This window comes from Butyrivibrio sp. YAB3001 (assembly GCF_900112195.1).
In the GTDB taxonomy this organism is placed as follows: Bacteria; Bacillota; Clostridia; order Lachnospirales; family Lachnospiraceae; genus Butyrivibrio.
This window is the reverse complement of sequence record NZ_FOKR01000002.1, coordinates 575096-591014: the sequence shown is the minus strand read 5'-3', so window position 1 is coordinate 591014 and position 15919 is coordinate 575096. Positions and strand designations below refer to the sequence as shown.

General features: G+C 41.3%; 1 protein-coding gene. It reads left to right on the top strand.

Annotated features, from left to right (window positions below):
• Positions 1-21 precede the first annotated feature (21 nt).
• The gene (locus tag BM086_RS02445) at positions 22-15912 is read left to right on the top strand and encodes a hypothetical protein (RefSeq protein WP_092322862.1); all 15891 of its coding nucleotides are present in this window, start codon (positions 22-24) and stop codon (positions 15910-15912) included.
• Positions 15913-15919: the final 7 nt, after the last annotated feature.

Here is a 15919-nt window from a genome sequence, read left to right as displayed (position 1 = left end):
AAGTGTTGCGAGGACTATCTTATGAAGAAAACGATCAGAGTAGTAATTACAACAGGATTAGTGCTGATTCTGAGCATGGGAACCGGACTGCAGGTTTATGCTAAGAAATCTTCCTCAGAAAAAGAGATTTCTATTGAAGCAGAAGCCATGGCGGCTGTTCCATTGGCGGAAGAGGAGACTGTGGAGGAATGCACTGATCCTGAGTGTGAGGTGAAAGAGAGCAGTGATGAGGTACAGGAAAAAGAAACTCTCTCTGAATCTTCAGACGAGACACAATCTGAGGATGAACCCAAGGCAGATACCAAGGTAAAATCGGATGATGATGCTAAGGGAAAAACGGATGATGAAGCCAAGGTAGATACCAAGGAACAATCAGTTGATGATGACAAGTCGAAATCCGAGGATAAGGAAAAAGAAAACTCAGAGAAAACTTCTGAGGCTTCTGAAGCTGCAGAAACTATGGATTGCAAGAGTGAAGAATGTGAGGCTCTTCAATTTGCTAATCTTAGCGAAGCGGATATGACTTCGTTGGATCTTGCGCCAGGCGGCGAAGATGCGGAGTCTAAAGAAGCTTCTGAAGAAAAGCCTGAGACTGAGCCTGAAAAGGTAAAGGAAGTTGAAGAAGAAACGGCAGATTCACTTCTTAAAAATGCAATCCAGACACAGATTGAAGATGCAATCAAGGGAATGGATAGTGAAGGTGATTGCATAATCAAGGTTGAAGATGGAACCTATGATGGCAATATTACTATTAATAAGAAGATAGAGAATATAGAAAAACTTGCGAACAAAACTCTTTATATTCTCGCTGATGGAGCCTATGAAACTAAAGAGGGAACAGACGAGGTTGATAAGACCAAGATCTCAACCGGCGCATCAGGAAATGCAAAAGTAAACGGAGACATTAACATTGATGGAATAAAGGTTGTCCTTGCAGGAATTTATTTTTCACTGGGACATAAGATAGCTGTCAATGAGTCAGAAACTAAGATTTACGGAACTGATCAGGACGACAACATAAATGTTGAAGTTCAGAAAAATGCAAAAGTAGAAGTTTATGGAGGTGACGGCTCGGATACGATAACAGTCACGGGAAGTACACCGGCTTCCAATGATTCATCAGATGAAAGCTCAGCAACAGGAAGCAGGGAGGTCACCCTTGACGGTGGAGCAGGAAGTGATGTTTATGAAGTTGATCTGTCAGTAGGCGGAGATGAGAAAAACAAATCTGATACTGATACAACCAAAGAAAAAGAGACAACTGTAACGATAAACGGCGATGAAGAAGACAGGCTTCATCTTTCAGGAAAACTTGATAGCAGCAAGATAGATACTACAAAGTATTCATCAAATCAAAATCCTGATGACAGAAAAACTTATGTACAGAATTCGGCTACATCAGAACATAAGATAAATCTTATTTCAAGCGATTCTTTAAGAACAAAGATCACAATTAAGAATTGCAAAGATTTTACAGATGAACTTGAGAATAAGAAGACAGTCAATATTGTAGCTAATGACCTTAATAACGGAGTTTTAAAAAGTGGAAAGATAACTAATAAGACATTTACGAATTATGTATATGCGCCAGGTGATACAGCAGCGATAACTATCAGTAAAGCTGATGCAGATCTTGCCACAACAAGTTCTTTTAGCCAGCTGGTTATCGGAAAAGCCGGCAAGAATGTCAAGGTTGGAAAAGTTAAGACAAACGGTATGAACCTTATGGTAGTTGGAAAGACTATCAACATTAACAAGACAGTTAATACAGGAAATACCGGAAACCTGGTAGTAAGAGCTTCTGATTCAGACAAGGTGAATGTTGATCTTACAGGACTTATACCTGAGTCAATTAAGGATTACGTTCCAAATGATGTTACTTCAAACCTTAAGCTCTCAGTCTTTAGCATTAAGTCAACTGCAACAGTTAACGTAAATGCTAAGGGTAACATCAAGGCAAAGAACGTAGACCTCAAGGCTGAAAGCAAACAGAATCAGCCACTTGTACCGTTTGAAAAGCTTAAGGGAGCAAATTTTGCAACACTTAAGATCGGAAAAGCTCTTGTAAATGTAAAGGGTAAGATAACAGCCGCCGGAGCACTCCTTGGCAGAGCAGTATCAGCGATAGTAGCATCTGCTGATAACGACACACTCTCCAAGTGGTATATCCCAATAGCAGCGGGAGTTCTTTTGGGAGAAGCAGGAGTCATTGTTACAGGAAGCGCAAATGTTATAGCGCAGGCGATAAAGCTTCTTTCAGATAGCAGCGTTAAGCTTAACGTTTCATCCACTGTCGGAACAATCCCTATATCAATGGCGGTTGCAGCAATTGATAATGATTCCAAGGTTGAGATATCCAAGAAGGCAGTTGTTGAATCAAAGAAAGGCAACACTACACTGGATGCATCAGGAACAATTCTTGTAAATACAAAGTCTCATGCAAGAAACAAAGAGACAAAGGATGATGCTAAGAATAAGAAAGACAACACTAAAGATAAGAAAGAAACAGACAAGTCCGGAAATCTTTATGGAGGATTCTTATCTGTATCGGTTGCAGTACAGGATGTCATTGCACAGATAATAGGTAATGCGAAAGTCGTTGCAGACAAAGCAGATGTCTGTGTAAGGTCAGAGGCTTTGGAGAGTGTTCTCACAACAGCAATTTCATCAGTTCCGGAGACAACTCCTAAGAAAGATGGAAAAGCAGATTCAGATAATGGAAAGGTTGCATCCGATAAAGAAGCAAAGTCAGATAAAAAGGGTGATAACTCAGACGAACGTTCTGTAGAGAACACAAAGGAAAACACATCAAATATTCTTGAAGCTGCAAAGAATACAAAGTCAGATGCTCAGATTGGAGATAAGCTTGATGACAAGGATACCAAAAAACTTGAAACTTTGCAGGATAAGATAACAGGAACCGATGACGGAAAAGAATCAGGAATCGACAAGAAGTTTGATGAGGCGACCAAGGCAGCAGATGTTGCCAAGGATGCCGGAAAGGCAACAGGTTCAAACAGCAAAACACAGCTTGCAGGAGCAATAGCAGTAAATGTAATAATAAATATCTGCAAGTCGCTCATAAGTACAAAAGGCAGTGTCGAAGCAACAAAAGGAACAGTTCTTTTGGATTCGCATGCAATGACAAGCTCAAAGACTATTGCCAATGCATCTCAGGTAAAGAGTGCAAAGAAAGAAGGAGAAGAAAGCCAGAAAGTAAATGCACTTGGTGCTGCAGTTTCTGTCAACGTAGTAAAGCATAATAATATTGCACAGATAACTAAAGGCACTGTTAAGGCTAAAGAACTTAAAGTGATCGCTACTTCAGGACAGAGCGGACTTCCTGTTTCAGTTCATACTGAAGCGGTAGCCGGAATATCTGATTCCGATAGTTATGGTATAGCCGGAGCAGTAGCAGTAGATATTGCAAATATCACAACTAAAGCAGTTATTGCAAAAGACGCTGTTATCAGCACAAGCAAAGGAAATATCGCGCTCAACGCAGTATCTTTCCAGAACATCAAGACTATTGCCACAACTAATGTCAAGGTGTCAGGCGAAAATAATAAGACCGGCGTAGGCGTAGCGATTTCCACAGCAGTAAATGGAATTGATACCATTTCTTCTATTGGAAGCAGCAGTAAGCAGACTAAGATAAGCAGTGATACTGCATCTGTATCTGTAAAGGCTGACAATAAGCTTTCAGAAGAAGTTACAGCAACAGCAGGTACAATAGGAAAGACAGGGGTATCACCTGCACTCGCAATTGATATCTCAGGTGTGAATGCAGAAAGCTTTACATATTTCAAACCTGCAAAAGGAACTATTGTGATGTCCGGTGATTTCACCATGAATGCCAACAGCAAGGCGGACCGCACAATTTCAGCGGATGCTTCAGCTGAGAGTTCTTCAGCTGCAGGAGCAGGAACACTTATCTTTTCATTAATTAATGACAGTGCAACTGCAACATCAAAGAGTAACCTTAAGGCGAACAACATTAAGATAAATGCTGTTTCCAAGAGCATTCTTTCGAAGGCAAGAGCACGTGCAAGTTCAACAGGAGCTCATAAGGATAAGGCCGCTTCGTCAAAAGATTCAGAAAAAGCCTCCGGCGACGGTGATGGTAAATGTGATCAGGATAAACAGGCGGATGAAGCAACTGATTCAGCAAAAGAACTTGCAAAAGAAGTAAATACAAAGAATATTAAGACTGACAAGATTACAGAACTTACAAAGAATCGTCAGAAAGCTGAAACTTCAGAGGGAACTTTAAGTGTTGCAGCAGCATTTGTTCTCAATATTCATAACAATACTTCTATAGCAAGGATTCTGGGAAAAGCTATTGAGGCAACAAAGGAGATAGCAGTAACTACAACTAACCAGACTTCTGCCTATGTACTTGCGGATGCTTCAGCAGTTTCTGCACATTCAGGAAGTGACGGCAAAGTTAAGGCAGGTGATTCTGTAGGTGTTGGCGCAGCAGCAGCTCTTAACCTTATTAATATAGTAGAAAAAGCTTACATAAGTACAACAGCTGACTTAAAAGCAGGGACTATTACAGTTAAGACTGAGGTTGCACAGACAACCAAGAAGACTAAAGAAGGCGACACTGAGGTAGAAACTAAGGAAGATGATCCAAACGCGATAAAGACTTACGCAGTATCGGGAGCAGGAGCAGCGGGAGTTGGAGTTGCCGGAAGTATAGCCATTGCAAGAGTTGACGGAGAGGTAGATGCCTACATAGTCTGCACAGATAATGGCCAGTACAAACTTGTTACATCTTCTGAAGGCGATATAACAGTTGCAGCCAGAATATTAAATAATGAAGAAACAATAGCATCAGCATCTTTAAAGAAAAATGATCCTAAGAAGAAAGATGATGATAAGCCTGATAAGAACGAGGAAGGCGAAAAAGAAAAAGAAGCTGTAAAAGACAGCGAAAAGACAAAGGGCGATGATGGCAAGGATAAGACTGATGACGGTGCCAAGATTGTAGAAGTAAATGATGACGATGGTGATCAGGGCGGAAAGAAAGATACTTCCGAAACTGAGAACGAAGAACCTAAAAAAGATGACAATAATAATGCCAAGAATCCGACGGCCAAAGAAGGCGAAAATGCAACAGCAGTCGGTGTGGGCGCTTCTTTTGCATTCGATTACAGCACGATAAAAACAATAGCTTATATTGAGGCAAAGAAGATTACTTCTGCTAAAGATTTAAGCATAACGGCTGAAGAAAAGCTGACAAGAACCATGATCGCAGTAGCGGGAACAGATCCTGTATCAAAGGGCGCAGAGGCCAAGACAGCAGTAGATGCTGCGGTAGCTCTTTTGATAGAGAAGGATCAGGTGAATGTCTACGGAAATGACAAAACTGAAATAGTAACAAAAGGAAATGTTACTCTTGAAGCTAAACATGCAGGCAAGACCAGAGCACAGTCAAGTGGTTTTGCAGTTGGTAAACAGTCAGCAGTAGGAGCATCTGTTGCATTCATATGGTCTGGTTCAGATGTTGATACAACATTTAAGGGCAAGATCACATCAGATGGAACTGTTTCTATCAAGGCAGAGACTAAAGATGAGGACAGAAGCCTTGCACTTGCAACTGCAATGGGTACAACTCAGGACAAGGCCAAAGCGGATAGTTCTGATCAGCCGGGAAAAGATAATAAGAACAATAAGACAGCATCTCTTATAAATACAACTCTTAATGAGAATAAAGATAAGGATGCAGAAGGAGACGCTTCTAATGAAAAGTCTCTTTCAAATAACATTTTAAAGACACAGAACATCAAGACCGAATCTACAGATGATAAATCTGAGACCGGAAAGATTGTCAAGGAAGCCGAGAAGACAGCTAATGATCAGGCAACAAATAAGCAAGAGAGCGGCGCAGGAAACAATGACATTACCGGTGATAAGAAGGGTTCATCTGAAAAGAAGGTTGATGTTGCGGCAGCAATCGGTGTTAATATTGCTGTTCACAATGCAACTGCTACAGTATCCGGAAACATTACCACATCCGGACAGGCAGTTACAATTGCAGCCAAAAATGATGCAGCATTTTCAGCTCTTGGAACAGGCATAACAATGACACAGATGCCTGCAACAGCTGCTATAGCAATCGGAGCTGCGCTTGCATATAACAAAGGCTCAGCAGTAGTAGTTATTTCTGATAACACAAAGATAAATGCAATTAAAGATGAGGCAAAAGACACTGAGGCAAGAGGCGATATAACTATCACAGCAGATATGTCTCAGAACAGTGATAATGATTACTTTGGCGCACAGGCTGTTTCCGGAAGTATTTCAAAGAAAGTAGGAACTGACAGTACAAAGGTGGCAGGAGCCGGCGCGGTAGCTGTTCTTATCACTGATGCAACCACTCAGATCAGTGCAGGTAAGAATATTGGCATTAAGGGCGCTGACATTAAGTTTTCATCAACAGATGACTATAAGCTTTATGTGAGAGCCGGAAGTATCTCTTACCAGAAAAAGGCAAATGTAGGACTTGGATTATCATTTGCCATGCTTTATGCAAACGATGTCATCCATACGATAATTGGAAATAATGCATCGTTTGATGGAAATTCCCTTGTAGTAGAAGCAGTAAAGAAGCATGAAGATCTTCTTTCAGGTTCAGGACTTCTTGGATATATTGCAAAGGGAGTAAATGTATATGAAGGACTTTCAAGCAATAAGATAGTATCTTCAAGTGGTGACGGCTCAAATCGAGAAGTTAAGGTTGATAATGCCAGCTATAAGAGTATTTATACGGCGCAGGAAGCTTTTAACATTATCAATATATTTATTTCGGATAATTACCATATAGAGTCCTTTAGCGGTTCTTATGCAGCCGGAGAAGGAAAGTTTAACGGAGCGGGAGCAATTTCATTTGTACTTCTTAATACAGATGTGAGAGCTCAGATTGGTAAGAATGCTGTTATAAATATAATTAAGCCAAAGCCTGATACTGAAAATTCAGGAGAGGATCCAATTCCTTCAGCTAAAGGCTTTACTTTAAGAGCAAGTGATAATGCGGATACAGGTCTTTATACTATTGGAGTATCTGTAGGAACAGCTAAGAATTCAGCAGGTGCTTCAATAGCAGTTATGATCGACCACAGTAAGGCTAAGGCTTTACTTCATTCAGGAGCAAATGTCACTATAGCTGAAAATGGTGGATTTAAGGTTGAAGCAGAAACTATCCAGCATAGTCTCATAGTATCAACAGCGGCGGCAATAGCAGCCGGGCAGTCTAATACTGAAGTTGCCGGAAACCTCAATGTTTTCTATACTGACCGCGAAACATTGGCAAAGATCTATGAGAACTGCAAGATAGTAGCAAGTGAAAACGTTGATGTAATTGCAACCTTTGACAACAATACAATTCTTATAGCCGCAGGCGTTCAGGGCGGAAAAGGCACAGCAGCCGGTGGAACACTTGTTGTTGGAATCTATGGCTCAGATACAGAGGCTATTGTTGGAAAAGAAATGGCAGGAACAGTGACACTTCAGTCTAAGAAGGGCAATGTAAGTGTTAAAGCTGACTCTAAAGAGAAGGCAATCAGTGTTCTTGCAAGCGCGTCAGCTTCTATCAGTGATAAGGCCGGTGTGGCAGCAGTAGTGGATGTACTTGTTTCAAAGGCAAAGAGTTATGCCAAGGTTCAGAGCGCAGCTACTATTAAAGCAGATAAGGGCGACATAATCATCCTTGCAACATCTGATTCAATGCTTATAGCAGTTGATGTATCAGCAGCTATTGCATTTAAGGGGGTGGCAGCAGGCGGACTTATACAGGTAAGCTTATTCAATAGAGACGTTCAGAGTTACGTGGCTAAGGGAAGTAACCTTACAGCAGGTGGAAATGCTCTTATAAGCGCATATGCACTGGACAGATTTATTGATATTCTCGCAGCAGCAGAGGCAGGCAAGAATGCCTTTGGCGGAATAATAGCAGTATCCGTGGAAAATACAAATATTTCAGCGCTTCTTGACAGTGATTCTGCAAATAAATCAAGTATGAGTGCAGAAGGAAGCGCAGGAATAAGCGCATTCCTTGATTCTGATGAACTTATGATCGCCGGAGGCGCAAATATTTCCGGTAATGTTGCAGCAGGCGGAGCAATAAGTACAGTAATACTTAATAACACAATTGAAGCTGCAGCAGCTGACTATGCATCAGTACTAAGTAATGGCGTAAAAGCACTCGTCCTTCCATCAGTGACAAGCGGTTCATCCGACAGGAAGAGGAAAGTTCGCGGAGTAGCGATTGATGCAGGAGAAAAATCTGCATTTAAGCTTATTTCTGTGAGCGCGGGAGCTTCAGGAAAAGTTGCAGTAACAGGAGTTATAAATACTGTTGTAAGCAGCAGTAAGGTTCATGCTACGGCAAGAGGACATAATACACTTGTTGCAAAAGACAAGAGTAGTTCATCATCAGATGATTCATCTGTTCCTCTGGCGGTTGAGATAATTGCCGGAAGTAAAGAGGATATCGTTGATGCAGCAGGAAGTCTTTCTGCTTCAGGTAAAGTAGGCGTAGGAGTTTCTGTAGTAACCTTCGTTTACAGTGCAGATGTTGAAAGCTCAGCACAAAATATCAAGAATATCAATTCTGCAGGAATAGTAGTAGTAGATGCAGCTAAAGAAGATTCACTATTCCTTATAGCAGTAAGTATTGCTGCTTCCGGAAGAGCATCTGTAGGTGTTGCTCCTAACGTACTTGTTTATAGAAACAAGGTTGCAGCATTTATAACAGGTGAAGGACTTACAGCGCAGGCAAAGGATAATCTTAAGATTACATCCTCAGCAAAGGCAGATGTAAACCTTCTTGCAGCAGTAGTATCTGGAAGCGGAAATGTAGCAGTTTCTGTAGAAGGAAACGTTATTTACTACAGCAATGACTCTAAGGCCTATGCAGGAAAAGGCGTAAAGCTTAAGTCAACTAAGGGACTTATCCTTATAAGTTCTGACACCGCAGAGACATTAAATGGCGGAGCAGTAGGTATAGCAGGAAGCGGAACAGCAGCAGTTGGCGGCTCTGCAGATGTGGTAATAACAAATGTAAGCTCACAGGCTTATACAGAAGATAAGGTAACCTTGACTGCTGAAACAGGAATCAGTGTACTTGCAAAGGATGAGTACGGCTTTGTAGCTATAGCAGGTACAATAGCAGGAAGCGGAACAGCAGGCATAGGTGTAAGCGCTATAGTATCAGTTTCACACAATAATATAAAAGCGTTTATTGGTAAGAATAATAAGCTGACAAGCGGAAAGACTATTGATATCAGCGCAAAGTCAGACAGAAATATCATGACCTTTGCAGCAAGTATCGGAGCGTCCGGAACGGCAGGTGTCGGAGCCGGAGTTGTAGTTATCGTTGCTGGCAGTGGAATCGACAAGGATTCTTATGATGCAATCTATACGAATGGTAAGATTCATCCGGAAGATATTGTAGACACAGCTTACGGCAAGGCAGATAAAAGAGCTGGTGAAGCCTTTAAGCAAAAAGACCTTAGGGAAGAAGTGAACACTTCCATTACTCCTTCAAGAACATCAGCGCTTGATGTTGGAAATAAGGGCGCAAACGGAGGAAACTATGCTGATTATGGTAACGGAAATGGAAATGTTTCTGCAGAACTTGTGGAACAGACTTCAGGTAATCTCTCAGGCAGAATAAAAGACCTTACTGATATGACTCTTTCTTCTATAGGTTATGGCTCATCACTTAATGCAGGCGGCGATGTAAATGTTACTTCTAACGAGAATGTAAGCGCACTTGTTGTTGCAGGCGGCGCCGGAGCAGGCGGAACTGCAGGCGTTGGCGCAGGAGTGGCAGTTGTCATTGTTAATTCAAATGTATCTGCTCTCGTAGACAACAAAGCAGTTATCACAACACCGGGAGAAATAACCATTGAAGCAAAACTGACTCATGACAAGAAGTCCTGGGATATCAGCACTCTTAAGTGGAAGAATGGTGGAATGGAGTCCAGTGCTCAGGATACAATAGCCAAAGCTTCTGCAAATGAAAAAGAGAGTAAGGGCAGTTCCACATCTACTTCAGACTTTGGAATGCTTGTGATAAGCGCAGCGGCAGCAGGCGGACTTGTTGGAGTAGCGCCAAATGTGGCATATTATAACAACTCTGCAGATGTAAGGGCACTTGTAAAAGGATCATTAAATTCTAAGAACAGCGGAAAGAATGCAAATATCAAAGCGTCTACTGATTTTGGCAACGTTGGAGTATTTACAGTATCCATCGGCGCAGGAGCAGTAGGAGTTGCAGCAAGCGTATCACTTGCTACAAACGAAGCAATTGTTGTTGCAGCCTTTGATCCCGGAATGTTTGATTCACAGAGCACTCTTTCAACACTTAACGTTACTGCTGATAATAAGGCTAACCTTACATCAGTTAACGGTGTTCTTGCAGCAGGAGCAGTTGCTGTATCGGTTATGGTTTCAATAGCTAATAATAAGCTTGAATCTACAGCTTATATTGGTGAATATGCAAAGATAAATGCAGATGTCATAAATGTAAATTCGAACATCGAAGAAAATATCGGCGCATACTTTGCAAACATAGCAGCAGGTGCAGTGGCAGCAGGAGTTACTGTTGCAATAGCAAACAATAAGGCAGTAAACAATGCTTATGTAGGTGGAAACAGCTATTCACCTAAGAATGCATTTATTAAGACAAAAGATATCAGTATTACAGGAACTGTAAACGGCGATGTGACAGCTCTTGGCGCAAGCCTTACAGCAGGTGCCATAGCAGCAAACGGCGCAGTAGTGCTTGCACTACAGAATGCTCAGAATAACGTCACATTAAAGAGCATTGAAACAGCGGCTACAAATCTTGTATCACTGAGATCTGGAATGAATGGCCAGGCAAAGACAGTGGTTGCATCTGTTTCAGCTGGAGCTGTCGGAGTGGGCGCAGTTGTAGCAGTATCCTATATTGATTCTGAAAACATTGCTAAGATAAGCAGTAAAGATGCTCCAATCAAGGCAAAGAATATCAGAATTGAGGCAGGCGGACTGACAAGCGGAAGCGATTATGATTCTTCTGCATTCACAACAGCAGCTACAGGCGGCATTGGTGCAAGAGGAGCAGCTATCAATTTTGCTTTTGCACTTAATAACGCAAAGAATGAGGCCATTCTTGAAACAAGTGGTAAGGTAGAAGCTGAAGAAGGCATTGCGATAATAGCTAAAGGGAAGAATAAAGCTTTTGCAGTAGCGGCCAGCGGAGCAGTAGGCGCGGCAGCTGGAAATGCATCTTATGTTTATGCTTCTTTAGAGGGCGAAAATAAAGCTCTCCTTACTGCAGGCGAAGCTTCTGACGTAATAGCAAAGAGTCTTGAGATCATTTCTCAGGGCAATGACGTAAATACCAAGCCTTCACCGGTAACAATAAAGGTACTTGGAAAGACAGTTTACATTACTCCTGATGCGGCAGCAGATGCTCGCATCTATGCAGGAACAGTTGGCGCAGCTGCTGTTACAGCTAATAAAGCAACTGCAAAAGCTGATATGACTGTTATTGCATCTGCAGAGTTTAGCGGAAACAGTGTATCACTTGGCTCAAAGTCAGATGATATTTCTGTAAGAGCAAATGGAACAAGCACAGCTAATGCTAAATCCCTGGAGTGCATGTTCAGTCTGGCAAATCTTGGAGTAGTAGAAACTAAGGCAGATGCAGCCGGAACCTTTAAGGCAATCTGGGTAAATAAGGCATCTGAAAGCAATATTATTGCAAGGAACATAAGTGTAATAAATGAGTTTGCAACAGTTGCGGTTTCTGACCTTGATCCTTCAGCCCTTGGAGTTAAGATCACAGGAGTTGGAAGAGAGACAAATAAGTCAGATGCAATTGCAAGCAGCATTGCAGAAACAAATGTTACAGGAGACCTTGGAAGAGCATACGATACAATAGCAATTAAGAGTATTGGAAGCAAAGTAAGTGCGAATGCTCACATTAAGGGAACCAAAGTTGACGTATCAGGTGTTAAGCTTGCAGGTTCTTATGTTTCTTCACTTGTAAATGTTGACAACAAAGTTTTGGTTGACAGTCTTGGAAAGGTCATTAGATCAAAAGACATTTATGTAATAGCAAAGCTTGACGATGTCAGCGCTATCGCAAAGGGTGGTGCAAGTACAGGTAAGTACAGCATAAGTCTTGTTGGTGGCGGTATTACAGAAATAGCAGCCAAGGCCGACGTTAAGAACGATGCATGCATCAATAACACAAAGATAATTGCAACAGGAAGAGTAAGCCTTAACTCAGACGTATCTAACCTTAATACAACAACCGGTCAGATGGGAGGCAAGGCTGTCCATGTAGAAGCAACGGCTGATGCACCAAATTACAGCATTGGTGTTGCAAGCGCTCAGTATGTTTCTACAAAGACTGATTCTGTTAGCACAATTACAGCAAGGGTAACAGGAAACAGCAATATAATCGGTGCGCAGATAGATGTTATTGCAGCTGATAATACTGAAGTATCATCAAAGGGAAGCGCTCCGCAGGTTAGTATTACACTTGCTTCCGGTGACAGCGTAAGCGTTGTTACACAGGCAGCAAAAGAAAGAGAAAGACTTGTATCAACAGAGATAGGAAGTGGAGTAAAGCTTACAACAATAGGAACTCACAGTTCCGATGAATTGGAAACTCTTAAAAAGACAAATCCGATGATTGACAATATTACTGTAAGAGCTCTCGCAGATCTGTCAGTTGCAACACATCTCAACAGTATGTCAGGCTATTCAGGAATTAAGCTTGGTTCGTACTATTTTGCAACCGATGTTGGTACAACAAGAACTACAGTTAAGATTGCAGGTCTTTTGACTTCGAATAACGATGTTGAGATTCTTGCAAAAGATAACATAAGTTCAATAGTTGATCATCTCGCAGCTATGAACGCGGGACTTGTTTCAGGAGGAACTTCAAAGGTAAGCGGAAGCGTTGCATCACAGAATGCAGAAGTTATCCTTGGAGATGAAAAAGCAGTTAAGTCGGATTCAATCAGTACTCCTCTTGGAAGCATAGACATTAGAGCTATTACAACAGGAAATATGAGCACCTCTATTGAGAGCAGCGCATATGGACTTGGAAGCAAGAGTAATCTTGAGGCAACTAACAGCTTTAACCGCAACACATCTGTAAAAGTAAATGATAATTACAACATGCTTGCAGGTGGTAACATAAGTATTTATGCAGATGCTAAAGATGTCACTATTACAAGCACCGCAAAGGGTAGCGCAGGCGGAGCAGTGCAGAAGGCAATTCCAAAAGCCGCTATAACCTATACTGAGAATACAAGGATAGATATTGGCGGATGTGAGATTACAGCCCAGCTTGGAAAGGTTTCAATAATTGCACAGACTGCAAGTAATCTCTCTTCGAAGGCTGAGTACACCATGACCGGCGGAATTGAGAGCAACAGACCGAGCGCAGAGGTTACAAGTACTGTTAATGTTCTTGTTAATATTGCACCTGACAGCGCAAAGACCTGCAGTATCTATGGAGCAGATGTTGAGATAGCTGCATACATAGACAAGCAGAGTCATAAAGCAGACTCTAAGGCATTGACAAGGTCATTTGCAACTTATACTGAAGCAACAAGTAAAGTGACATCAACGAATAATCTTCTTGTCAACATAGGAAATGCCAGTGTTGCCGGATATGAGACACTCTACATTTATTGCATAGCAAAGACACTTGATGAAAACGCAATTTCTTTTGCATCAATAAAGGGTGTTACAGGTAAGGTATACGGTAACTCTGATGTAAGCGGCGGAACTTATGGAAATATCAATATAGGAAATACTGCTTACAAGGCAATTCTTATGGGACCGGACATTGTCATCAGAAACGGTTTTGCAGATGGATTTAATTCAAATAACGCTGTTAAGCGTGACGCAACAGCTGATGGCGATACGATAGTCTCAAAGGTAACAAGAACTATCGAGAAGGTAGAAGAAGTTGTTGAAAAAATAACATCATGGCTTCCATGGCCTCTTAAGAATCTTGTAAGATGGGTTACCAAGAAGGTTACAAAACTTGTTACTGAAGTAATTAATGTAGTTACATATTCAGATGCACAGGTATCGAGAACTGGTTACTATGGTATTGATGGTAATGTATCTGTAAATCTTGATCTTTACTGCAGCGAATTTGCAGCAGGAATCAATATTCTTATAGGAAAAGACAAGAAAGCTACAGTTACAGGAATCAAGCAGCAGGATAAGGATAAGTTTATTACAATTGATTCCGATAAGATAACAGTCCATGATATCGTAGAAACAAGACGCGGCGAATTTACAATCTCATCCTTTAATGGCAAGGCATCAGGAGTAGTAAAGGCTTATACAAGTTCTTATATTCCAATGCTCAACATTGATAATTATTCAGATCTTCCGCTTTATATCAAGAAAGTATTCCTGGTAGGAGATACGGATAAGAGTCATGACCTGCCAATGTATATCAAGGCACCTGCAGGAATAGCATTTATCTATGGAACAGACAGTAATTCACAGGTAGAGATCAATTCCTATGGTAAGGGAGATGTAATATTTACCTCAGGTGAAGGCGATTCAACAGGAAGACGCCGCTATGATGACTTTGATGCAGGTGAAGGAAGCATCACTATCGTGATGAATGGAGGAAACGTTTATACAGACGGTGATGCATTCGTTGCAGCAAACAAAATTACAATTGAAGGCGCATCAAATGTAGGTAATACAGTGAATGGAAGGTCATTTAATGCATATCTGTTTGATGTGGCGCCTGTCAATAACAACGTTATTCAGAAACAGGGAAAGAGTGCTGCAGTATCAATTAAGGCAAATGATAATGTAAATCTTGATATCACGCCTGTGATGATTGTTTACAACAGCTTCTATGAACTGGCAAGAGTAGCAAACATCTTCATCAATAAACTTGAGTCAGATGTTGTTAATCTTAAGGTTAACTCTCAGCTTTACACGCTAATGGTAAAGGCTGGTAACGGCACTGGCAAGGGTACATATAGTATAAGAGAGTATCTAAGCTATAGTAATATGTACACAGCTTATCTGTGGGTTGATAAGATCAAAGCAAGGATAGCAAATATCGCAGCTTCTACTCCAAGGGGCAATTCGATGTATCTGTTCCTTGTAAATTCCAAGGGCTACGATGTTGGAACTCTTAACAAGTTTAAGGAATCAGACAAACTTCAGTGGAGAGTATACACACCGGTAGATCCGGAAGAAGAGGGTAACCCACATGACAACGGCGATGAGGGCAATCCAGAGCCAAGAAGGTGGCAGGAATACCAGGAAGAATATGAAGGCGAAGTTGTAACTGCCGCTAAGAGTGCAGAATTTGCTAATCTTAGAAAGAGCATTCTTGAGGCTGAAAAGACTCTTAAGAAGGATGATGCTAAACCACGTACAACCTTAAGACATTTGTCAAAAGAACTGCACAATAAGATTAACCGCAATGAAGAAGATACTCAGGAAGAAGCAGAAGTATCAGATACACTTCTACGTCAGTTTGGCCTTACTACCGACATGGACAGTAATATAAGCAATCTTTATGATACTGTTATGGGAATAGCTGATTACGTAAAAGTTGTAGAGAAAGATGGTTGGAATTTTGTCATACTTGCAAGTGATGTGAGCATAGCAGCAATGAAGAATGCTATTAGCAATATGATAACGACCTCTTCTGAAAACGTTCAGACTGAGTCAGGCATAAGTAAGAGTAGTGCGAATTATGGAATGTTTAGCGGAGGCGTGGATGCTATCTTACAGAATGAAGCAGTTGCTAAGCTGGTAACAGGATTTAACTATAGCTTCGTAATGCTTCCGATAGCAATACTCCTTATAGGATTCCTTGTACTGACCAAAAAGAAAAAGATTAATTAAGTTCAAC